The 21,381-nt window shown below is 74.2% G+C and carries 20 protein-coding genes; 6 read left to right on the top strand and 14 right to left on the bottom strand.

Features of this window, described 5'->3' with window-relative positions; translation table 11 throughout:
* Positions 1-8: 8 nt before the first annotated feature.
* Positions 9-914, bottom strand: a complete 906-nt coding sequence (locus tag ABZW10_RS34700) for a DMT family transporter (protein ID WP_355374335.1) — start codon at positions 912-914, stop codon at positions 9-11.
* Positions 915-1,131: 217 nt separating this feature from the next.
* Between ABZW10_RS34700 and ABZW10_RS34695 the strand changes: the two genes are divergently transcribed.
* Together ABZW10_RS34695 and ABZW10_RS34690 are read left to right on the top strand one after the other, a co-directional pair.
* Complete coding sequence (locus ABZW10_RS34695) at positions 1,132-1,845, top strand: peptidylprolyl isomerase (RefSeq protein ID WP_355374332.1); 714 nt, start codon at positions 1,132-1,134, stop codon at positions 1,843-1,845.
* A gap of 122 nt (positions 1,846-1,967) precedes the next feature.
* Positions 1,968-2,300, top strand: coding sequence for a MazG-like family protein (locus tag ABZW10_RS34690; RefSeq protein ID WP_355374329.1), 333 nt, complete (start codon positions 1,968-1,970; stop codon positions 2,298-2,300).
* An 89-nt stretch (positions 2,301-2,389) separates the two neighbouring features.
* On the opposite strand, the gene ABZW10_RS34685 is transcribed toward ABZW10_RS34690, so the two are convergent.
* The 7 genes from ABZW10_RS34685 to ABZW10_RS34655 form a co-directional block, all read right to left on the bottom strand.
* Positions 2,390-3,943, bottom strand: a complete 1,554-nt coding sequence (locus ABZW10_RS34685; protein ID WP_355374327.1) for a geranylgeranyl reductase family protein — start codon at positions 3,941-3,943, stop codon at positions 2,390-2,392.
* Positions 3,829-4,521, bottom strand: coding sequence for a demethylmenaquinone methyltransferase (locus tag ABZW10_RS34680; RefSeq protein WP_355374325.1), 693 nt, complete (start codon positions 4,519-4,521; stop codon positions 3,829-3,831). Before ABZW10_RS34680 ends, ABZW10_RS34685 begins: the two co-directional genes overlap by 115 nt.
* Positions 4,522-4,653: 132 nt before the next feature.
* Positions 4,654-5,241: a hypothetical protein gene (locus tag ABZW10_RS34675; protein WP_355374323.1), complete on the bottom strand. Its 588-nt coding sequence runs from the start codon at positions 5,239-5,241 to the stop codon at positions 4,654-4,656.
* Between the two features lie 292 nt (positions 5,242-5,533).
* On the bottom strand, positions 5,534-6,247 hold the full coding sequence (locus ABZW10_RS34670) for a hypothetical protein (protein WP_355374320.1): 714 nt from the start codon (positions 6,245-6,247) through the stop codon (positions 5,534-5,536).
* Between the two features lie 14 nt (positions 6,248-6,261).
* A complete protein-coding gene (mqnC, locus tag ABZW10_RS34665) occupies positions 6,262-7,485 on the bottom strand; it encodes a cyclic dehypoxanthinyl futalosine synthase (protein WP_355374317.1) in 1,224 nt (407 codons plus the stop codon).
* A gap of 130 nt (positions 7,486-7,615) precedes the next feature.
* On the bottom strand, positions 7,616-9,268 hold the full coding sequence (locus ABZW10_RS34660) for a serine/threonine-protein kinase (RefSeq protein WP_355374314.1): 1,653 nt from the start codon (positions 9,266-9,268) through the stop codon (positions 7,616-7,618).
* A gap of 125 nt (positions 9,269-9,393) precedes the next feature.
* Positions 9,394-10,296: a menaquinone biosynthesis protein gene (locus ABZW10_RS34655; protein ID WP_355374311.1), complete on the bottom strand. Its 903-nt coding sequence runs from the start codon at positions 10,294-10,296 to the stop codon at positions 9,394-9,396.
* A gap of 377 nt (positions 10,297-10,673) precedes the next feature.
* On the opposite strand from ABZW10_RS34655, the gene ABZW10_RS34650 reads away from it, so the two are divergent.
* Positions 10,674-10,877: a cold-shock protein gene (locus tag ABZW10_RS34650; protein WP_344337792.1), complete on the top strand. Its 204-nt coding sequence runs from the start codon at positions 10,674-10,676 to the stop codon at positions 10,875-10,877.
* Between the two features lie 236 nt (positions 10,878-11,113).
* On the opposite strand, the gene ABZW10_RS34645 is transcribed toward ABZW10_RS34650, so the two are convergent.
* Positions 11,114-12,445, bottom strand: a complete 1,332-nt coding sequence (locus ABZW10_RS34645; RefSeq protein WP_355374308.1) for a dicarboxylate/amino acid:cation symporter — start codon at positions 12,443-12,445, stop codon at positions 11,114-11,116.
* A 382-nt stretch (positions 12,446-12,827) separates the two neighbouring features.
* Here ABZW10_RS34645 and ABZW10_RS34640 point away from each other — a divergent pair, with 382 nt between their 5' ends.
* Positions 12,828-14,054 carry an MFS transporter gene (locus ABZW10_RS34640; RefSeq protein WP_355374306.1) on the top strand — a complete coding sequence of 409 codons (1,227 nt, stop codon included), beginning with the start codon at positions 12,828-12,830 and terminating at the stop codon, positions 14,052-14,054.
* A 118-nt stretch (positions 14,055-14,172) separates the two neighbouring features.
* Here the strand turns inward: ABZW10_RS34640 and ABZW10_RS34635 are convergent, their stop codons facing one another.
* The 5 genes from ABZW10_RS34635 to ABZW10_RS34615 form a co-directional block, all read right to left on the bottom strand.
* On the bottom strand, positions 14,173-15,282 hold the full coding sequence (locus ABZW10_RS34635) for a LacI family DNA-binding transcriptional regulator (RefSeq protein ID WP_355374303.1): 1,110 nt from the start codon (positions 15,280-15,282) through the stop codon (positions 14,173-14,175).
* A gap of 11 nt (positions 15,283-15,293) precedes the next feature.
* Positions 15,294-15,671 (bottom strand): DUF4229 domain-containing protein, encoded by a 378-nt coding sequence (locus ABZW10_RS34630; RefSeq protein WP_355374300.1) that lies wholly within the window; start codon positions 15,669-15,671, stop codon positions 15,294-15,296.
* 111 nt (positions 15,672-15,782) lie between these two features.
* Positions 15,783-16,310, bottom strand: coding sequence for a GNAT family N-acetyltransferase (locus tag ABZW10_RS34625; RefSeq protein WP_355374297.1), 528 nt, complete (start codon positions 16,308-16,310; stop codon positions 15,783-15,785).
* Between the two features lie 22 nt (positions 16,311-16,332).
* Positions 16,333-17,592 (bottom strand): MFS transporter, encoded by a 1,260-nt coding sequence (locus ABZW10_RS34620; protein ID WP_355374385.1) that lies wholly within the window; start codon positions 17,590-17,592, stop codon positions 16,333-16,335.
* 623 nt (positions 17,593-18,215) lie between these two features.
* A complete protein-coding gene (locus ABZW10_RS34615; RefSeq protein ID WP_355374294.1) occupies positions 18,216-18,740 on the bottom strand; it encodes an ATP-binding protein in 525 nt (174 codons plus the stop codon).
* 583 nt (positions 18,741-19,323) lie between these two features.
* Here ABZW10_RS34615 and ABZW10_RS34610 point away from each other — a divergent pair.
* Together ABZW10_RS34610 and ABZW10_RS34605 are read left to right on the top strand one after the other, a co-directional pair.
* Positions 19,324-19,989 carry a sigma-70 family RNA polymerase sigma factor gene (locus ABZW10_RS34610; protein WP_355374291.1) on the top strand — a complete coding sequence of 222 codons (666 nt, stop codon included), beginning with the start codon at positions 19,324-19,326 and terminating at the stop codon, positions 19,987-19,989.
* Positions 19,986-21,218, top strand: coding sequence for a zf-HC2 domain-containing protein (locus ABZW10_RS34605; protein ID WP_355374288.1), 1,233 nt, complete (start codon positions 19,986-19,988; stop codon positions 21,216-21,218). The genes ABZW10_RS34610 and ABZW10_RS34605 overlap by 4 nt, the downstream gene beginning before the upstream one ends.
* Positions 21,219-21,381 lie beyond the last annotated feature (163 nt).

Raw genomic sequence — 21,381 nt, 5'->3', positions numbered from 1 at the left:
CCCGACCGTCACACCGCCGTCGGCTCCCGCTCCGCCGGTACCGCCTCCGACCGCGGCGCCAAGGCGGTCCGCCGCCCCCACTCGGTGCCGACCAGGACGAGGGCGCCACCCAGCAGGGCCGACGGCCCGAGGTGGTTGCCCGCCAGGGTGATGCCGAACACCGCGGCCCAGAGCGGTTCGGTGCCCAGCAGCAGGCTGACCCGTGAGGGCGAGGTGGTGCGGACGGCCCGCATCTGCACGAAGAACGCGAACAGCGTGCAGAGCAGGGCCAGATGCAAAAGCCAACCCCACTGGGCTGGCCCATAGGCGGCCGCGACCGTCCAGGGCAACGGGCCGGCGAACGGCGCGACGGCGGCGAACACCAACGTCGCGGCCGCGAGCTGGACCCAGGTGACGGCCAGCGTGTCGCTCTCCCGGATCGCCCGGACCCGGGCGGTGGCCAGCACGTTGATCGTCCGCACGACGGCGGCGCCGAGCATCAGCAGGTCCCCCGAGGCCGGGGCCCGCAGGCCGCCGTCCCCGGTGAGCAGCGCGATGCCCACCACCGCCAGACCGGCCGCCGCGAGGAAGGAGCGCGGCAGCGGCGTCCGGGCCAACGCACTCTCCGCGAGCGGGGTGAACACGATCGTGAGGCTGATGATCAGGCCCGCGTTGGTCGCCGAGGTGTGCACCGCGCCGAACGTCTCAAGGAGGAAGATCCCACCGAGCACCAGTCCCAGCCCGGCCCCGCCCAGCCACTCGGCGCGCCGCAGCCGTCGCAGCGAGCGCCAGGCCGCCGGCCCCAGGACGGGCAGCACCAGACCGAACCGCAGCGCCAGCATCGCCACCACCGTGCCCGGTTCGGCCACCCGCTGCACCGCCAGGAAGCTCGATCCCCACACCACCGCCACCAGCAGCACCGGCAGATCACGCAACAGAGCGGAGGACGGAGCACGCACGGCGAAGCCTCTCGAAGCGTTCGAGGCCCGAGGCCTCGAAGGGGCCGGACCGGCACACGAGAGTCGCGCACGTCGTCGGACGGATCACGGAGCGGGGCGGAGCGGGGCCCGCCATCCTCGCGCACCCGACCGCTCACGATCAACGGCTTTCCGCCCCCTACCGGATCCCCACCCCGCCGTGAATGATGTCGCCATGCCAAAGCAGCCGTCCCCCACCCACCGGAAGGCCCGTCACATGAGGCGCAAGCACTGGGCGTTGTTCGCCGCCGCCACCGTCCTCCCGCTCGTCGCGAGCACCGGCACCGCCGTCGCGGACACCCCGTCGACCGGCACCGGCGCGGCCGGCACCACCTGCACCTACACGCCGGCCGTCCCGGCCGACAACTTCAAGGGCATCCCGGTCTTCGACGCCCGGAAGGCCGCCAAGCCGTACAAGGCGACCCTGAAGACCTCCCAGGGCTCGATCACATTCCAGGCGCTCACCGACAAGGCCCCCTGCACGACCTTCTCGTTCCGCTTCCTCGCCGAGCGCGACTACTTCGACCGCAGCCACTGCCACCGGCTGACCACCCAGCGGCTCTACGTCCTACAGTGCGGGGACCCGACCGGAACCGGCAGCGGCGGCCCGGGCTACTCCTTCCCCGACGAGAACCTGGAGGGCGCCACCTACCCGGCCGGCACGGTCGCCATGGCCAACGCGGGGCCCAACACCAATGGCAGCCAGTTCTTCTTCGTCTGGAAGGACACCAAGCTCTCCCCCGCCTACACCCCGTTCGGCCGGGTCACCGACGGCCTGGACGTGCTGCAGAAGATCGCGGCCGGAGGTGAGGACGACCAGAACAACCCCGGTGACGGCTTCCCCACCCTGCCCGTGAACATCCGCAACGTGAAGATCTCCGCCCGCTGAGCCATCCGGTGAACTCCCGTACGGTGGAGCAGAACGTCGGCGGCCACCGAACGGCCGCACGAATCCGGCCACCCGACCGGCCACCCCGGCAGGCCGCGGACACCGCACGGGAGCAGCACCGCATGGACAGCAGGATCTGGGAAAGCGTCGACCACCTGGTCGCCTGGCTCGACGAGGAGAGCCCGCTCCCCCCGCAGGAGGAGCGGCTCGCCCGCATCCTCAAGCTCTCCGAGGAGGTCGGCGAGGTCAGTGCCGCCGTGATCGGCGCCACCGGCCAGAACCCGCGCAAGGGGGTCACCCACAGCTGGGAGGACGTCCAGCACGAGCTGTGCGACGTCGTCTTCTCCGCGCTGGTCGCGCTGCGCACGCTCACCCCGGACGCCGCCCAGGTGTTCGCCGACCGCCTCGCCTACGTCGAGCAGCGCTCCGCGGCCAGCCGCAACCCGGACCGCTGACCCGGCCGCCGGTGAACCGACCGGGGCCGCCGGACCGCTGACCCGGCCGCCGGCGGGAGCGAGCGCCCGACCGCCGGCGGCCCCGTTGGTCAGGCGTTCGGCGCCACCTTGGCCAGGCCGTTGATGATGCGGTCCATGGCGTCGCCGCCCTGCGGGTCGGTGAGGTTGGCGAGGAGCTTGAGCACGAACCTCATCAGCATCGGGTGGGTCAGCCCGCGCTGGGTGGCGAGCTGCATGACCTTCGGGTTGCCGATGAGCTTCACGAAGGCCCGGCCGAGCGTGTAGTAGCCGCCGTAGACGTCCTTGAGGATGCGCGGGTAGGCCTGCAGCGCGCGCTCCCGGCCTCCGTCGGTCACCCGCGCGAGGGCCTGGACGATGACCCCGGCGGCGATCTGGCCGGATTCCATCGCGTAGGCGATGCCCTCGCCGTTGAACGGGTTGACCATGCCGCCCGCGTCGCCGACCAGCAGCAGGCCGCGGGTGTAGTGCGGCTGCCGGTTGAAGGCCATCGGCAGCGCGGCCCCCCGGATCGGGTCGGTCATGTTCTCGGGGGTGTAGCCCCACTCCTCCGGCATGCTGGCGCACCAGGCCTTCAGGACCTCGCGCCAGTCCAGCTCGCCGAAGGCCGGCGAGGAGTTGAGGATGCCGAGGCCGACGTTGGAGGTGCCGTCGCCCATGCCGAAGACCCAGCCGTAGCCGGGCAGCAGCTTGCGCTCCCCGCCGCGGGTGTCCCACAGCTCCAGCCAGGACTCCAGGTAGTCGTCGTCGTGGCGCGGGGAGGTGAAGTAGGTGCGGTAGGCGACGCCCATCGGGCGGTCCTCCCGGCGGTGCAGACCCATCGCGAGCGACAGCCGGGTGGAGTTGCCGTCGGCGGCCACGACCAGCGGGGCGCGGAAGGTCACCGGGCGCTTCTCGTCGCCGAGCCTGGCGGTGACCCCGACGATCCGGCCGGTCCGCTCGTCCAGCACCGGGCCGCTGACGTTGCAGCGCTCGTAGAGCCGGGCCCCGGCCTTCTCGGCCTGACGGGCGAGCAGCTCGTCGAAGTCGGCCCGCTTGCGGACCAGGCCGTAGTCCGGGAAGGCCGACAGCTCGGGCCAGTCCAGCTCCAGCCGGACCCCGCCGCCGATGATCCGCAGGCCCTTGTTGTGCAGCCAGCCGTTCTCGGTGGACACGTCGATGCCCATGTCCACCAACTGCTTGGTGGCCCGCGGGGTGAGGCCGTCTCCGCAGACCTTCTCCCGGGGGAAGCTGGTCTTCTCCAGCAGCAGCACGTCCAGGCCCGCCTGCGCGAGGTGGTAGGCGGTGGTGGACCCGGCCGGGCCGGCGCCGACCACGATGACGTCCGCGGTGCTCTCCACCACGCCTGCGCTCAGGTCAACAGCGGTCTCGGACACGGTGGGCACACTCCTGCTGGGGGGTCGGCCGGCCGGTGGGGGCCGGCGCGGCTGGGCTTGGACGAGTCTATGAGCTGCGGACGGCGCCGCGGCCGGCCGCGCGACTCGCCCGCGCGACCGGCCACACAGGCAGGTCAGACCTTGTAGGCCCGGTGCAGGGCGACGATCCCGCCGGTCAGGTTGCGCCAGGCCACCTTGGACCAGCCGGCCTCCTGCAGCCGGGCGGCCAGCGCCGGCTGGTCGGGCCACTCGCGGATCGACTCGGCGAGGTAGACGTAGGCGTCCGGGTTGCTGCTGACCGCGGTGGCGACCGGCGGCAGCGCGCGCATCAGGTACTCCGTGTAGACGGTCCGGAACGGCGTCCAGGTCGGCGTGGAGAACTCGCAGATGACCAGCTTGCCGCCGGGCCTGGTGACCCGCAGCAGCTCGCTCAGCGCCGCGTCGGTGTCCTGGACGTTGCGCAGCGCGAAGGAGATCGTCACCGAGTCGAAGGTGTCGTCGGCGAACGGCAGCCTGGTGGCGTCACCCGCGGTCAGCGCCAGCTCGGGGTGACGGCGCTTGCCCTCGGCGAGCATGCCGACCGAGAAGTCACACGGGACGACCCGCGCCCCGGCCTCAGCGAAGGGCAGCGAGGAGGTGCCGGTGCCGGCCCCGAGGTCGAGCACGACGTCCCCCGGCCCGGCGGCCACCGCCTCGGCCACCGCACGGCGCCAGGCACGGGCCTGGCCGAGCGAGAGAACGTCGTTGGTGCGGTCGTACTTGGCCGCGACGTCGTCGAACATGGCGGCGACTTCGTGCGGCTGCTTGTCCAGAGAGGCTCGGGTCACGCCCCCATTGTTCACCCTGGCTCCGACGATCCGGGCAAGGGGGCGTCTTCCGGGTACCCCGGGCACCCCGGTCGGGTGCCTCGGGAACACCCGGGCGCGGTCGCGGGCCCGCCGGAGCAGCCGCCCGCCGCCTCAGTGCTGGGCGCGCCGCCCGCCCGCGCGGCGCCGCCGGCGCGAGCGCTTGCCCTGCGTTATCGCCGGCATCCCGTCGGCCAGCGCCTCGGTCGCCATGGCGACGGTGGTGGCGAACCGGTTCTGCCCGCTACGGACGGCCACCGCCCGCCGGTGCCGCCGGATCCGCAGGACGCAGACGGCGAACAGCAGCACCGCGACCGGAACGCTGAACCGCGCCAGCCCGACGCCCACCGGCTGCGGGTAGGTGTCGCCGCAGATCCGCACCGCCTTCGGCTCGTCGGCCGCGTGCTCCAGGCAGACGGCCTCCCCCACCTTGGTGCCGTCGGCCAGCGGGAGTGCGGTGGCGGTGTGGTGCTGGCCGGCCGCCTGGTAGCTGACGGTGCTGTAGGAGCCGCCGCCGGTCGGCAGCTGCGTCACCACGCCCTCGACCCGCACCGGGTGGGCCCCGATCCGGTCGGCCTGCTCGGCCTGGCGCCACCCCAGCAGGCACATCCCGACGGCCAGCACGGCGCTGAGCACGGCGGTGAGGTACCAGCCACGGCCCAACCGCGGGGATCGCTGCGGGGGGACGGTCGCGGATCGCATGGTTCCTGTCCTGGCTTGCTTCCGGGGCCTGGGACGGGGCCCCGTCGCCCGCGGGCACGGGCGGAGGTGAGGTGGGACGGTACGGACTGAGCTGAGCCGGATGCTATCCGCTGGCGGGCCCTCAGGTCACGGTGAAGGGACAATCAGGCCAGGCCGACGAAGCCGCAGTTCAGTGGCACACGAAGCAAGTCCCGGTCGTCGCAAGGGAGTACGAGGAACCGGGAGCGACCCCGGGGCGAACCGCACGACTACCGGCGAGTAGGGTGCGACCGGGGCACGGGCGGCGCCGCCTTCAGCGCCGCCGGAACACCAGCCGGCCGGCCAGCACCGTGGCCCGGCAACCCCCGACCCACGGACCGCCCGTACCCACCGGACCGCCCGTACCCACCGGACCGCCCCCGTGCCCCTCGACGCCCTCCGCCCCGGGCGCGAACACCGCGAAGTCCGCCCGGCCACCGACGGCCACCCGCCCGTGCAGGGCCCCGGCGAGCGGCAGCACCGCCAGCGGGTCCAACGGCCCGGCCGCCCCTGCGCCGACCCCGTCAACGGCCGCGCCGACCCCGGCCCCGGCCCCCGGCAGCACGGTCAGGCCCGACCGGGCCACCGCCGTCCGCACCGCGGCACGCTCGAACGGCCCGGCCACCGCCGTCACGCCGAAGCCGAGCATCCGCTGCAGCCCGCGCCGGGCACTCGCCCCGCAGCGCGCCTCGTCCCGCTCCCCCGCCAGCCCGTCCGGCACCGGCTCGTCCCCGACCCCTTCGCGCGGGTCCGGGTGGTACGTCCGCTCCAGCAGCCAGTGCCCGTACGGGTTGCGCAGCCCCGGCGTGAGCAGCGCGTCGCCCCAGTCCCGGACCCGGGCCTCCGGGTGCGCCGCCGCCAGCCCGGCGTACGCGCCGACCGCCTCGACCAGTTCGCCACGCACCAGCACCGCCCCGTCCGGGTGGGACGGGGCGGTGGGATCGGCCGGGTCGGGCAGCACGAGGGCGGCCCGGTGCAGGGTCAGCACGGTGGGACGGGACCTCAGGCGTTGTCGAGGATCTTCAGCTCGGGGTGCGCGGTGCCGCCCTCGATCGCGGTGGAGGCGATGTGCGAGGCGACCCGCGGGTCGACCGGGTCGTTGGCCGGGTCGTCCAGCACCCGCAGGTGCTCGTACGTGGTCGAGCGCTGCGCGGGGACGCGGCCGGCGGCCCGGATCAGGTGGATCAGCTCGGTGAGGTTGGAGCGGTGCTTGGCACCGGCCGCCGAGACCACGTTCTCCTCCAGCATGACCGAGCCGAGGTCGTCCGCGCCGTAGTGCAGCGACAGCTGGCCGGCCTCCTTGCCGGTGGTCAGCCAGGAGCCCTGGATGTGGGCGACGTTGTCGAGGAACAGGCGGGCGATGGCGATCATCCGCAGGTACTCGAAGACGGTCGCCTGGGTCGAGCCCTTCAGGTGGTTGTTCTGCGGCTGGTAGGTGTAGGGGATGAAGGCGCGGAAGCCGCCGGTGCGGTCCTGCACGTCGCGGATCATCCGCAGGTGCTCGATCCGCTCGGCGTTGGTCTCGCCGGTGCCCATCAGCATGGTGGAGGTGGACTCCACGCCCAGGCCGTGGGCGGCCTCCATGATCTCCAGCCAGCGCTCGCCGGACTCCTTGAGCGGCGCGATCGCCTTGCGCGGGCGCTCCGGCAGCAGTTCGGCACCGGCCCCGGCGAAGGAGTCCAGGCCCGCCCGGTGGATCCGGGTGATCGCCTCCTCGATCGGGACGCCGGAGATCCGCGCCATGTGGTCGACCTCGGACGCGCCCAGCGAGTGGATCACCAGCTGCGGGAACTCCGCCTTGATCGCCGAGAAGGCGCGCTCGTAGTACTCGACGCCGTAGTCCGGGTGGTGGCCGCCCTGGAACATGATCTGGGTGCCGCCCAGCTCGACGGTCTCGGCGCAGCGGCGCAGGATCTCGTCCAGCTCGCGGGACCAGCCCTTGTCGCTCTTCGGCGGCACGTAGAAGGCGCAGAACTTGCACGCCGTCACGCAGACGTTGGTGTAGTTGATGTTGCGCTCGATGATGTACGTCGCGATGTGCTCGGTCCCCGCGTAGCGGCGGCGGCGCACCGCGTCGGCGGCCGAGCCGAGCGCGTGCAGCGGGGCGGAGCGGTAGAGCTCCAGCGCCTCCTGCGGGCTGATCCGGCCACCGCCGGCCGCCCGGTCGAGGACGGCCTGCAGGTCGGTGCTGGGCGCATCGAAGGTGGTCGCTGCGAGCTCGGACACCTGGCGGCCTTCTCTCTCTCGGGACTTCACGTGCGACTTGTGCGGCGGGTGCGACGGGTGCGACGACGCCTTGCCGGGGCACCGCTTCCGCATCCGGTTCAGCCTACGCCAGGGCTTCGCGGCCCCCGCGTCAGCCCGCTCGCCGGAACGTCCCGGACGGGTTCCCGGCGCTGGGATCGGCGGAGGTGAAGCGGATGGTGCCGTCCTTCTGCAACGCGAGGGTCTCCGCGTAGGAACCGCCGGTGCAGGCCCCGGGCAGCGAGGAGCGGACCAGCCGGGAGGTGAAGACCAGCTTCTCCGGCTCGGCCGAGGTGAGCGTCCAGGCGCCCTCGCAGGTGAGCGAGAGCAGCCCGGTCAGCTCGTTGCGGCTGCTGACCGCGTCCTGCCCGATCCCCGCGCGGCCGATGACCAGCGTGGTCGTCCCGGCGGGCACGCCCTTCTGCGTCGTCATCTCCCCGCGCCAGGTGCCGAGGAAGGACTCCGGTACGGCGTTCGGACCGGGCGCCGCGGTGCCGGAGGGCGCGGTCGTACCGGGCGCCGACGACGACGGCTGCGACGACGGCTGCGACGGCGAAGGCGACGGAGGCGACGGAGGCGACACCGTGCTCGGCCCCGACGGCACCGGCGGCGCCTGCGAGGGCCCCTCCGCCGTGGCGGTGGGCTCCGGCCCCGGCTGGTCCTTCCCCCACACCTGGTACGCCCCGTACCCGCCGCCCGCGAGCGCCAGCAGCACCGCCCCGACCACCAGCCCCACCACACCCCGCCGCCGGGAGGCGCCCGCGTCCACCGCCGCACCCCCGCCGGCCTCGCCCCCGCCCCCGCCGCCCGGTACGAACGTCGGCGTCCACTCCCCCTCCACCGGCCCCGCCCCGGCCTCCGCCTCGAGGTCCAGCAACTGCACCGCACTGCGCCCGACCGCCGCGGACAGCACCGGCGGCAGCCAGCCGCCCTGCCCCAGCCGCCCGACGGCCGCGCCGTCCGGGTCCAGCCACTCCCGCAGCTGTCGCGGCGTCGGCCGGTCCGCCGGGTCCTTCGCCAGGCATGCGAGCACGATCGAACGCAGCGGCCCGCCGCCGAGCCCGGCCAGGTCCGGTTCCTCGTGCACCACCCGGTACAGCAGGACCGCGGCGCTCACCCCCTCCCCGAACGGGTGCACCCCGGTGGCCGCGTACGCGAGCACCGCGCCGAGCGAGAAGACGTCACCGGGCGGCCCGGCCGGCTGACCGTTCGCCTGTTCGGGCGACATGAAGCCGGGCGACCCCACCACGAACCCGGACTGGGTGAGCCCGGTGGCCGCGTCGAGGGCGCGGGCGATGCCGAAGTCGATCAGCCGCGGCCCGTCCAGGGTGAGCAGCACGTTGGACGGCTTGACGTCGCGGTGCACCAGCCCGAGCCCGTGCACGTGCTCCAGCGCCTGCGCCAGGCCCGCGCCGAGGGTGCGCACGGCGGGCTCGGGCAGCGGCCCGTACTGCCGGACGGCGGCGGCCAGCGCGGGGCCGGCGACGTAGCCGGTGGCCACCCAGGGGTGTGCGCCCTCGGTGTCGGCGTCCAGGACGGGGGCCGTCCAGGCCCCGCCGACCCGGCGGGCGGCGGCCACCTCCTGCCGGAACCGGGCGCGGAACTCGGTGTCCTCGGCGAGTTCGCCGCGCACCACCTTGACCGCCACCGTGCGGCCGCCCGCCGTCCGGCCGAGGTAGACCCGGCCCATGCCGCCCGCCCCGAGCCGCCGCAGCAGCCGGTACGCGCCCACCTGACGCGGGTCGTCCGATCCCAGTGGCTGCATCCCGCGCACGCTCCCGTCGCCCCGCCCGCTCGCCCCGCCGCCGGGGGCCGTCTCGCGTGCAGACGCTATCGGGCGGCGGCGGCGCGAACCATGACGGTCGCGACCGCCACCCGTTCAGGACGCGCTCAGGCCACCGGCTCCGGCGCCGGCTCCAGCAGCCGGACGGCCACGTCGGGGGCGAAGCCGCTGTCGTGCGCGACCCGCCGCGCGAACTCGGCGACGCCGGCCAGCTGCCGCTCGCCGAGCGAGAAGTCCAGTGCCTCGCTGAAGTACCGCTCCAGCACCGCCGCGTCGAAGGACTCCCAGCGGGCCGCCTGCTCGGCCACCTCACGGGCCTCGACCAGCGACAGGTCCCGGGACTCCAGGAAGGCCCGGTGGACGGCCGCGGTCAGTCCGGGGCGCCGCTCGGCGAAGTCGCGACGGGCGGCCCAGACGGCGAAGACGAACGGCAGCCCGGTCCACTCCTTCCACATCTCGCCCAGGTCGTGCACGGCCAGGCCCTGCTCGGCCGCCTGCCCGAGGTAGGCGCGCAGCGCCGGGTCGCCGATCAGCACGGCCGCGTCGGCCTCGGCGAGCATCGCGTCCAGGTCGGGCAGGCAGCTGAAGTACTCCGGCCGCACCCCTTCCCGCTCCTCGAGCAGCAGCCGGGCGAGCCGGACCGAGGTGCGGCTGGTGGAGCCGAGCGCGACCCGCCGGCCGTCCAGCTCGGACAGCGGCAGCTTGCTGACGATCACGCAGGACATCACCGGGCCGTCGCTGCCCACCGCGATGTCCGGCAGCACCAGCAGTTCGTCCGCGTGCCGCAGGTACTCCACACAGGTGATCGGACCGATGTCCAGGGAGCCGCCGACCAGCTGATCGCTCAGCTTCTCCGGGGTGTCCTTGGTGAGATCCAGATCGAGCAGATTGCCGGTCCTGGCCAGCCCCCAGTAGAGGGGTACGCAGTTCAGGAACTGAATATGCCCGACCCGGGGCCGGACCGGGGTGTTGTCCTGGGGCTCCCGCGTTTCCGCATCCGGTACTGCCACTGCGCCGCTCCCTTGCTGTTCGTGCGCCTCCCCGCAGCGTATGCCTGCCGCTCCGGGAGCCCCGCACCGCCCTTCCGGGAGGCACCGCGGCGGCGCCGCGGCGTGCCGCACCGAGGGTCACAACAGCCTTACGACACGCGCTGTCCAGCCCGCAAGTCACCCCTGGTCGTCACAGCAGCCGCATGCTAGCGTTGCCCTCAGTTGCAGTTTGATTCCCCTTGCAGTACTTGAAGCCTGCGGAGCATGTAACCGCAGGCTTTTTGTAGTTTTTCAGCAATATCGAAAAACTCCGGCCCCGTCCGGAGGCAGGGCGATCAGCGCAGCGGACCGGGTGCCACACGGTGTGGCCCCGACACGTCCCTCGCAAGGAGAACGGCATGGCTCAGGGAACCGTCAAGTGGTTCAACGCTGAGAAGGGCTTCGGCTTCATCGCCCAGGATGGCGGCGGCCCCGACGTCTTCGTCCACTACTCCGCCATCAACGCGAGCGGCTTCCGCTCGCTGGAGGAGAACCAGGCGGTCAGCTTCGACGTCACCCAGGGTCCGAAGGGCCCGCAGGCGGAGAACGTCACCCTTATCTGATCATCCTCAAATGATGGTCTGATCGCTCGGGACCCCGTCGGGTCCGCCGACGGCCTCCGGTCGTCACGGTGAGCACAAGAGCTGCAGTACCCAAGGGGGCCCGCCGTCCGGTGGGCCCCCTGCCTTGTGCCCCGCTCCTGCTCGGCGGCATGCCGGACGCAGGCGCGCGCACATGGAAGGGCCCTCCTCCCCGTTCCGGGAAGGAGGGCCCTTCGTCTTGCCCGCCCGAAGGGGCGTCAGGCCGTCGCGACGGCACCGGCCGGGGCCGGGGCCGGGCCCTCGTCGTAGAGGTCACCGGTGGGGTTGTTGTAGGCGGCCAGGTCGAGGGTCTTCTCCCGGGCTGCGACCACGATCGGCACCAGGGCCTGACCGGCGACGTTGGTCGCGGTGCGCATCATGTCGAGGATCGGGTCGATGGCCAGCAGCAGGCCGACGCCCTCCAGCGGCAGACCAAGGGTGGAGAGGGTCAGCGTCAGCATGACGATCGCACCGGTGAGGCCGGCGGTGGCCGCCGAGCCGATCACCGAGACGAAGGCGATCAGCAGGTAGTCCTTGATGCCGAGGTCGATGCCGTACACCTGGGCCACGAAGATCGCGGCCAGCGACGGGTAGATCGCGGCGCAGCCGTCCATCTTGGTGGTGGCGCCGAACGGGACGGCGAACGAGGCGTACTCGCCCGGGACGCCGAGGCGCTCGGTGACCCGCCGGGTGACCGGCAGGGTGCCGACCGAGGAGCGCGAGACGAAGGCCAGCTGGATGGCGGGCCAGGCGCCCTTGAAGAAGTTGACCGGGTTGAGGCCGGCGGCGAACTTCAGCAGCAGCGAGTAGACGACGAACAGCACCAGCGCGCAACCGATGTAGACGTCGAGGGTCAGCGTCGCGAACGGCTCCAGCAGGTCCCAGCCGTACTTGGCCACGGACTTGCCGATGAGGCCGAGGGTGCCCAGCGGGGAGAGCCGGATGACCCACCAGAGGGCGGTCTGGACCAGTTCCAGCACCGACTCGCTGAGCTTGAGGACCGGCTCGGCCTTGGCGCCGAGCTTGATCACGGCGGCGCCGGCCACGATCGCCAGGAAGACGATCTGCAGGACCTCGACCTCGGTGAACGCGGAGACGATGTTGGTCGGGAAGATCCCGGTCAGGAAGTCGATCCAGCTGCCGGTGGACTTCGGCGCCTTGAGGCCCTCGGTCTTGAGGTCGGTGCCCGAGCCCGGGTTGGTCAGCAGGCCGAGGCCGAGGCCGATGGCCACCGCGATCAGCGAGGTGATCGCGAACCAGAGCAGGGTGCGGACGGCCAGCCGGGCCGCGTTGGTGACGTTCCGCAGGTTCGCCACGCTCACCAGGATCGCGGTGAACACCAGCGGCGGGACGGCGAGCTTCAGCAGCTGGACGAAGATCCGGCCGATCGTCTCCAGGGTGGTGGCCAGCCAGGATATGTCGGCCGCGCGGGCCAGGTAGCCGAGGGCCACGCCGAGCACGAGGCCGGCGACGATCTGGGCCCAGAAGGGGGTCTTACGGATTCTGCCGAGCACGGACGGCGACGAAGTCGCCTCGGGCGCTGTGGACATGACGGTGCGGCTCCGGGGGAGGTGTTGCTGGTGATGAGGAGAAGAGGGGGGACGGCGGCACGGCGCGCGGGCCGGACGGGGAGGAATCGGCCCCGGTCAGGGGCGTGCCGCCTGAATACAGCTCATGGCGCGACAACGGCGCGGGCTGTCCACAGCACCGGTCGGACGACACGCGCGGGCGGCACCGGGCAGCGGGCCCGGGCCGAGCGGCGAACGTGCGTCTGAGGTGGTCACGGCCGACACATTAGCAGTAAAGCTTTGAGATGTTCAAAGTAGTTGTTTGAGTTCTGGATACGGTCCGATTGACCGGTTGACAGTTATACGTATAACTTGAGGGCATCCCCCCGCCCGCTCTGCCCTCCCCGACCGGAGAATCCCGCCCATGGGCTACCTCGCCCTGCTCCGCGCCCCGCACGTCGGCCGCCTCCTCTTCGGCACCCTGCTCGGCCGCCTCCCGGCCGGCATGACCGCCCTGGTGATCGCCCTCGCGCTGCGCGAGGTCCACGCGCCGTACAGCCGGATCGGCCTGGCCACCGCCGCGTACGCGATCGCGGCGGCCGTCGGCGGACCGGTGCTCGGCCGGATCGTGGACCGCACCGGGCAGCCCCGCGTCCTGCTGGTCTCCGCGGTGGTCGCCGGCGGCGGGTACGCCCTGCTGGCCCTGGCCCCCGGGTCGGCGGTCGCCGCCCCGCTCGGCGCCGCCATCGCCGGGCTGGCCATGCCCCCGCTCGAACCCTGCCTGCGCTCGCTCTGGCCGGACGTCGTCGAGGAGGACCAGCTCGACACCGCCTACGCCTTCGACTCCGCCTCCCAGCAGACCCTCTACGTCGCCGGCCCGCTCGCGGTCGCCGGCATCGCGGGCACGGTCGGCGCGGTCGCCGCACTCTGGGTGGCCGCGGCCCTCGGCCTGGTCGGGGCGGCCGTCGTCGCCACCACCGCACCGGCCCGGGCCTGGCAGGCCCCGCCGCGCGCGCACTCCTCCGGCCTGCTCGGACCGCTGCACTCCCCCGGCCTGGTCCTGCTGCTGCTCGGCCTGGCCGGCGCCGGATGGGCGGTCGGTGCGCAGAACGTGCTGTTCATCGCCTACGCCGAGGCCCACGCGGCGGACGGCCTGCCCGGCGGCGCCGGCACCCTGCTGGCCCTCGCGGCGCTCGGCGGACTGCTCGGCGCACTCGCCTACGGCGCGGTGCCGTGGCGCAGCTCGACGGCCACCCGCACCTGGCTGATGGCGCTCGGCATGGCCGTCAGCTACCTGCCGCTGATCCTGCTCCCCGGACCGGTCGCGATGGCCTGGCTCGCCTTCGTCTCCGGGATCGCACTGGCCCCGCTGCTGGCGGCGGCGTTCGTCCTGGTCGCCGAGCTGGCCCCGACCGGCACCGTCACCGAGGCCTTCGCCTGGCTGGTCACCCTCTTCGCGACCGGCAACTCGCTCGGCTACGCCGTCTCGGGCCACCTCGCGGAGGGCTCACTGCGCCCGGTGGCGCTGTGCGCGGCGGGCGGGATCGGCCTGGGCGCGCTGCTGCTGTTCGGCGCCCGCCGCTGGTTCCGGCCGGCCGCCGAACCGGCCGCGGCGCCGTCGCTGCCCTCCGAACCGGTGCCGGCGGGCTGACGCCCGCCGCATCCCTGGACGTGGCTGCGCCCGTCGGACCGGGTGGTCTGGACGACGGGCGCAGCCACTTTTTCGGCTCGGACGACCGCGCGGACCACGGCGCGGTCCGAACGGACGGTCAGCCGGCTTCCGGCGCCGCGGCGGTGGAGGAGCGCCGCACCAGCGAGGTGGCGAGCGGCGGCACCGGCGCGACCGGCTCGCCGCGGAGCAACCCGGCGAGCGCCGCGACCCCGGCCCGGCCCAGCTCCTCGCCGGGCAGGTCGACGGTGGTCAGCGGCGGGGCGAGCAGCGCGGCCACCGGGACGTTGTCGATGCCGATCACCGAGAGGTCGCCGGGCACCCGCAGCCCGCGCTCGGCGGCGGCCTGGTAGACGCCGGAGGCGACCACGTCGTCGTCGCAGATCACCGCGTGCGGCCGGTCCGGGCGGGCGAGCAGCCGGTGGGCGGCCTCGCGCGCCGCCGGGTGGCCCTCGTTCAGGCTGACGCCGAGTTCGACCACGTCCAGGCCGAGCGCCCGGACCGTCTCCTCGAAAGCGGCCTGGCGGACCCGGAAGGTGTACGCGGAGTGGGTGGAGCGCAGCCGGCCGAGCCGGCGGTGGCCGAGCGCGGCCAGGTGCTCGACCGCGGCCCGCATGCCGCCGGCCACGTCCAGCTCGATGGTCGGCCGGGCCCGGTCGGTGCCCGGGTCGGCGTCCAGGAAGACGGCGGGGGTGTCGGCGGGCAGCTCGCCGAGCTGGCTGTCGTCCGGGGAGCAGATCAGCAGGCCGTCGAAACGGCTGGTGGTGGCGGCCTCGGCGAGCGTGGCGCTGCCCCAGCCGGAGCTGACCACCACGGCCAGGCCGTACTTTCCGGCCTCCTCGTGGACGCCCTCCAGGACCCGGCCGAAGAACGGGCCGAGGATGTTCGGCACGGCCAGCAGGATCATGCCGCTGCGGCCCAGCCGCAGTTGCCGGCCGGCCGCCTGCGGGCGGTAGCCGAGGCTGCGGGCGGCCTCGCGGACCCGCTCGCGGGTGGCGTCGGAGACCCGGCGGCCGGCCTCGGAGCCGGAGAACACCAGCGAGACGGTGGCCTGCGAGACCCCGGCGAGCCGGGCGACGTCCCGGCCGGTGGGGCGGCGGACCGGGGCCGGCCAGGTTCCCGCCACGGGCCCGCCGGCGTCCCCGGCCCCGGCGCTGCCCGGTGCGGCGCTGTCCGGTGCGGCGTTCTCCGGCACGGCGTTCTCCGGCACGGCGGCGCGGGTCAGTTCTGCGGGGCCGAGGCGGCGGGGCCGGAGGCGGCCTTCTTGGCGGCCGCGGCACGGGCGGCCTCGTCGGCGGCGTCCTCCTCCGCGTTCTGCGCGGCGATCTTGGAGGCGGTCCGGGTCCGGATGCCGTCCACCTTGCCGGAGATCTCCGCCGACATCTCGTCCCGCTGGCGGCTCAGCAGGACGTAGCTGAGCGGGGCCGAGGCGACCGCGGCCAGCAGGAAGAGGAAGACCACACCGGCCTCGCCGGAGACCGGGATGACCCGGAAGTGCCCGAGGAGCAGCGCGATCAGCAGGCAGCCGAGGAAGATCGAGACCCGCATCGAGGTGTAGCGGAGCGTGGCGTGCGACTTCTTGCTGACATTGCTGCCCACCGGGGACACATCCTTACTGCGCTGGGGACCGGGCCGGTCTCCCAGTGAAGCATGCCCGACACCCCCGGCGGGGAACGGGTCCCACCGGGCAGCGCCCGGGCGACCGCGCGATCAGCGCAGGTCGAGCCACATGATGACGTCGTCGCGGTCGTCGCCGGGCGCGACCCGGATGGTGGCCGGCACCCGGCCGACCTCGACGTAACCGCTGCGGGCGTAGAACGACTCCAGGCCGAGCCCGCCCCGTACCTGGAGCTTCAGCCCCGCGAGGCCCCAGCCGCGGGCGATCCGCTCGGCCTCGGCCAGCAGCGCGGCGCCGTACCCGCGCCCCTGGAGCTCGGGGTGGACCATGACCTTCACCACCAGCCGCCAGTGGTCCATCGGCCCGAACCGCATCGACTCGAAGACCAGCATCGCGGCGAGCCGGCCGGTCCCGGCCTCCCGGGCGATCAGCAGCCGGTCCGGTCCGGCCGGTGCCGTTCCGGCGAACTGCCGCTCCCCGGCGGCCCGGACCTCCTCCTCGGTCACCCGGTGGACGAAGCCGACGGCCCCGCCGGCGTTGCTGGCGGCCGTCCACAGGCTGGTGATCTCGGCGTGCAGCGCGGGGTCGAGTGCCGGGTCGAGGGTGAAGCTCAGCGTCATGACTCCGGAGCCTAGTCGCCCCTTACGACAGGACGGAGGCGGTCCGTTCCCGCCCACGTTCCGGTCCACGCCCGCGCAGCGCCAGGCAGAGCAGCACCGCGACCGCGCAGAGTCCGCCGGCCGCGTACCAGGCGAGGTCGTAGTCGCCGAGCGCGTCCCGGGCGAATCCGGCCAGGCCGGCCACCACGGCGGCGCCGATCTGGTGGCAGGCCAGCGCCCAGCCGAAGACGATCGGCGCGTCCTCCCCGAAGTGGCGGCGGCAGAGCGCGACGGTCGGCGGCACGGTGGCCACCCAGTCCAGCCCGTAGAAGATGACGAACGCCAGGATCGGCGGTTCCAGCGCGCCCGCGAACAGCTGCGGCAGCACCAGCAGCGAGAGCCCGCGCAGCGCGTAGTAGACGATCAGCAGCAGCCCGGCGTCGAAGCGGTCGGTGAACCAGCCGCTGGCGACGGTGCCGATCACGTCGAACACGCCGATCAGCGCGAGCAGGCTCGCCGCGGTGGTGACCGGCAGGCCGTGGTCGTGGGCGGCCGGGATGAAGTGGGTGCCGACCAGTCCGGCGGTGGTCGCGCCGCAGATCGCGAAGGAGCCGGCCAGCAGCCAGAACGCCCGGGTGCGGGCGGCCTCCCGGAGCACCCGCAGCGAGCGGGCCAGTGCCCGGTCGCCGCCGACGGGCGCGGGCGGCGGCTCGGTCGCGCCGTACGGGAGCAGGCCGAGGTCGGCGGGCCGTTCGCGCATCAGCAGCAGCACCGGGACGGCCACCGCGGTGGCCGCCAGCGAGACCACCACGACCGCCGTGCGCCAGCCGTGCTGTTCGACCAGCCAGGCGCCGAGCGGGAGGAAGACCAGGTTTCCCGCCGCGCCGGCGGCCGTCAGCACGCCGGTGACCAGCCCCTGCCGGGCCCGGAACCAGCGCCCGGTGATCGTGGTGGCGAACGCGCCGGCCATCGAGCCGCTGCCGAGGCCGACCAGCACGCCCCAGCAGAGCATCAGTTGCCAGGGCTGGCGCATCAGCATGGTGAGGCCGGCGCCGACCGAGATCGTCAGCAGTGCGCACACCACCACCAGTCGCACGCCGAACCGGTCCATCAGCGCGGCGGCGAACGGCGCGGTGAGGCCGTAGAGGGTGAGGTTGACCGAGCTGGCGGCGGATATCGTGCCCATCGACCAGCCGAACTCGGTGTGCAGCGCGTCCATCATCAGACTGGGCGTGGACCGGAATCCGGCCGAGCCGAGCAGCACCAGCAGGGCGACACCGGCCACCACCCAGGCGTAGTGCACCCGGGGCGCGCGGACGGGCGCGGGGAGCGCGTCGGCGGTGGTCCGGGGTCCGGTGGGGGCCTGGGGTCCGGCGGGAGTCGGGGGTCCGGCGGGCGTCGGGGGTCCGGTGGGGGCGTCGGTCTCGTTCACCCGGCAGAGTCTCCCGACGGCGCGGGCCGACGACGAGGGGCGGGACTGCCGACTTCCGCCGGAATCGGGCCAACCGGGGATGAGAGGCGGCCTGACCGGGATCCGGGGTTCGGCGCGCGGGCCGGGTGGCCGGAAAAGATCGCCCACGGCGGGCGGATCGGATGGCGGCGGGCCGCACGCACCCCGAGCACGGCACGGCCGGCCGCCATCCAACCTCGGCACACGGTCCCTGAACCCGTGCCACGCCCTCCGCACTCGCCAAGGAGCCAGCGTACGACCGACCCACGGCCCCCCTTGCTGACGTGGTCCCCCTGGACAGCAGCACCGCGGTGGCGTTCGGGTGTTCCCTCGGCGTCCCCTCGCGACGGAGAGCTGCACCCAAGCGTGATCAGTCGGATACGTCACGTCAATGGTTTGTCCGAAATTCGGAATGGTTGCGTCAGCTTTCGGCCCCGGGGCCAAGGGGACGTCAGGGACGCGGGGGCCGGGGCCCGTCAGGGCTGCGCCAGCGCCGCCCAGTCGACGGCGGTGAGCGGGTCCGCGGGCCGGGCGTCCGGGCTGATCTCGCACCAGACCCGCTTGCCCGTGCCGTCGGGGTACCAGCCCCAGCGGTCGCAGAGCAGCTCGACCAGCTCCAGGCCGCGCCCGTTGGTGGCGTCGACGTCCGCCCCGGCGTGCCGGGGGGCGGGGGCGACCTGGCTGGCGTCGGCGACCTCGACCCGCAGCGGACCGACCGTCGCCGACTCGCGCACCCCGTCGTGTCCCGCCGTGCCCGGGGCGGCGTCCGGTAGGGCACCCGGGAGGTCGCCCAGCGGGAAGCAGAGCCGCAGCACGGCCGGACAGCCGGTGTGCACCACGGCGTTGGTGACCAGTTCGGAGACCACCAGGACCACCGTCTCGGCGATCGGCGCGTCCGGGTCCACCCCGTGGTTGAGCAGCCGCGAGCGGACCCACCGACGGGCCCGGCCGACCTCGGCGGGGTCCGCCTGCACCGCAAGCTGTACCTGAAGAACCTGCACCGCTCCACCACCCGCACTCGCAGTTCGGCCACCGTCTCGGCCGGGTCCTGGTCGCCCGCCCGGCCCGGGCGCGCACCGGGCCGGCCGTCCGTCGGGCCGGCCGTCCGTCGGGCCGCCGCCCGGCGGGGTGACCGCACGCCGCACCCGCCGCGGCGCGCCCGCGCCACCTCGTCCGCCGCCGCACCGGCCGCGACACGAATACGCCTCAGGATGAGTCGGCGGGCGGACCGCAGCAAGCGCTTCGGGCATATTCCAGCGATCGGGGGACGGGGCAGGGCATACTGTCCCGTTCACTCTGGCGAGCCCCGGACCGGCGATCGCCCGGCCCGGACCGACCGGCCCACGACGCAGAGGCGAACCTACCGCCGTCCGCCGCTCCCGCCGCACCCGCCACTCGCGAACCACCCGTGCGACATATGTCCACCCCCCTTCGAACAGCTCAACCGCGGGATCGACGGCAGATCCCACGATCTGACGATCCGAAGCCCCGGCCTCCGTTCTCCGCCGAATCCGCGCGCCGCCCGAACCGCGCGGGTTACCGTGGGACCGTCAGCGGTCGGTCCGGCAGGAGGGGTGGTGACCGGTGGCCACCACCGACGGCGCCCCGCGCCGGGACGAGCAGCTGCAGCGGCGCCTGGCCCGCGGCGAAGAGACCGCCCTCGGCGAGCTGTACGACCAACTCGCGCCGATGGTCCACGGGTTGGCCGGGCGGATACTGGCCGACCAGACCGCGGCGGCGCAACTCACCCGGGAGATATTCGCCCACGTCTGGGAGCACCCCGAGGCCTTCGACCCGGCCCGCGGCTCGCTCCGCGCCTGGCTCGGCGCGCTGACCCACCGTCGCGCGGTGGACCGCCTGCGGGCGCGCCGCGCCGCGGAGGCGGGTTTCGCGGGCGACGACGCGCAGGACGGGGTCCACGACGAGATCCGCGCGGTGGCCACCGCCGCCCGGGTCCAGTACGCGGTCGCCGCTCTGCCGCAACCGCTGCGTGAGACCATCGCGGAGTCCTACTACGACGGCCGCACCTACCAGGAGACGGCCCGCCGGCTGGGGATCAGCGAGCAGGCCGCCAAGCAGCGGATGCGGCAGGGACTGGAACTGCTCGCCACCGAGTTGGAGCAGGAGCGCGCCCGGCACCGGGGCCCCACCCCGGCCGACCCGGGACGAGCCGACGCGGACGACGCGGACTCGTCGGACACGGAACGAGCGGACGGGAGCGCGCGGTGGAAGGAGGGCGGGGGGACGTGACGATCACCGACGAGCAGCACGAGGCCCTGCGCTCGCTGCTCGGCGCCTGGGCGCTGGGCGCCGTCCAGCCCCGCGAGGGCGCCGAGGTCGAAGCCCACCTGACCGGTTGCCCGGAGTGCGCCGAGCACGCCGAGCGACTGCGCGAGGCGGCCGGCTGGCTCTCCGTCGAGGAGCCGCTGGACCAGCCCGCCGCCCTGCGCAAGCAGGTGCTCGACTGGTGCCTGGCCCGCCGCCCGGCCGATCTGCCGGTCCCCGCCTGGGGCATGCCGTACGCCGCCGAGACCGCCAAGTTCGACGCGCTGCTGCGCGACCTCGGCCCGGAGGAGTGGCAGGAGGTCGCCGAACTGCCTTGGCACGGCGGCACCGAGTACCTGCGCCCGGCCGAGGTGCTCTGCCACCTCGCCGCCGTGGACGGCTACCTGGCCGTCGCCCTCGGACTGCCCGACCCCGTCCCGTCCGGCACCGGTCCCACCGGCACGGCCGCGTCCGGCACCGGGCCGGCGGCCGAGCGCCGGGTCCCGCCGCAGGAGGCCGTCCTCCCGTCGGTGCCCCGGGTGCCGCAGCAGGCCGGCCGGCCCTGGGCCCGGATCGCCGAGCGCACCGCCCGGCTCACCGCCGAGCAGGCCGGCCAGCCGCCGCAGCGGGTCCGCGCCCGGTGGCGCCGGCACTGCCACCGGCTGGTCCGCTCGGCCGCGCTCGCCCCGCAGGGCAACACCCCGGTGGACTTCGGCTTCGTGACGGTCCCGCTCCGGGACGCCTTCGTCGACCGGGCCTTCGAGTGCTACGTGCACGGAGAGGACGTCGCCCGCGCGGTCGCCTACCCGTACGACCCGCCGGCCCCGCAGCACCTGCGGCAGATGATCGACCTGGCCGTGCGGATGCTGCCGCTGGCGCTCGCCGGGCAGCGGGCGGCGCACCCCGAGCTCACCGGAGCGGCGGTCGGCGCACCCGACGGCGGCCCCGGGCGAGCGGTTGGGGCCCGGACCGGCCGCCGGGTCCGGCTGGTGATCGACGGCCCGGCCGCCGGTGAGTGGCTGATACCGCTGGACGGCCCGGAGGCGGGCCCGCTGGTCGGCGAACCGGTGGCCGTGATGGTGCTGGACGGGCTGGAGTTCTGCCAGCTGGCCGCCGCGCACCGCGACCCGGACCGGCTGCCGGTCGGCGAGCACGGCGACCGGGCCGCGATCCGCGAGGTGCTGCGCGCGACGCCGCTGCTCTCCCGCCCCTAGACCGGTTCTCCCGGCGCCAGGCTCCCGCCCCGCACGGCTCCCGGCTCCTGCCCCGAAGCCCTGCTCGGCTCAGAAAGTGTTGGGTAATCGGGTGATCACTCGTTCTTGAGGTCGTCGGCGAGGCGGCGGGCTGCTTCGGTCTCGATGGGGCCGCGTGGTTCGA

Origin of the sequence: Kitasatospora sp. NPDC004723, assembly GCF_040609255.1 — a bacterium.
GTDB lineage: Bacteria > Actinomycetota > Actinomycetes > Streptomycetales > Streptomycetaceae > Kitasatospora.
This window is presented reverse-complemented; position numbering and strand designations above follow the sequence as displayed.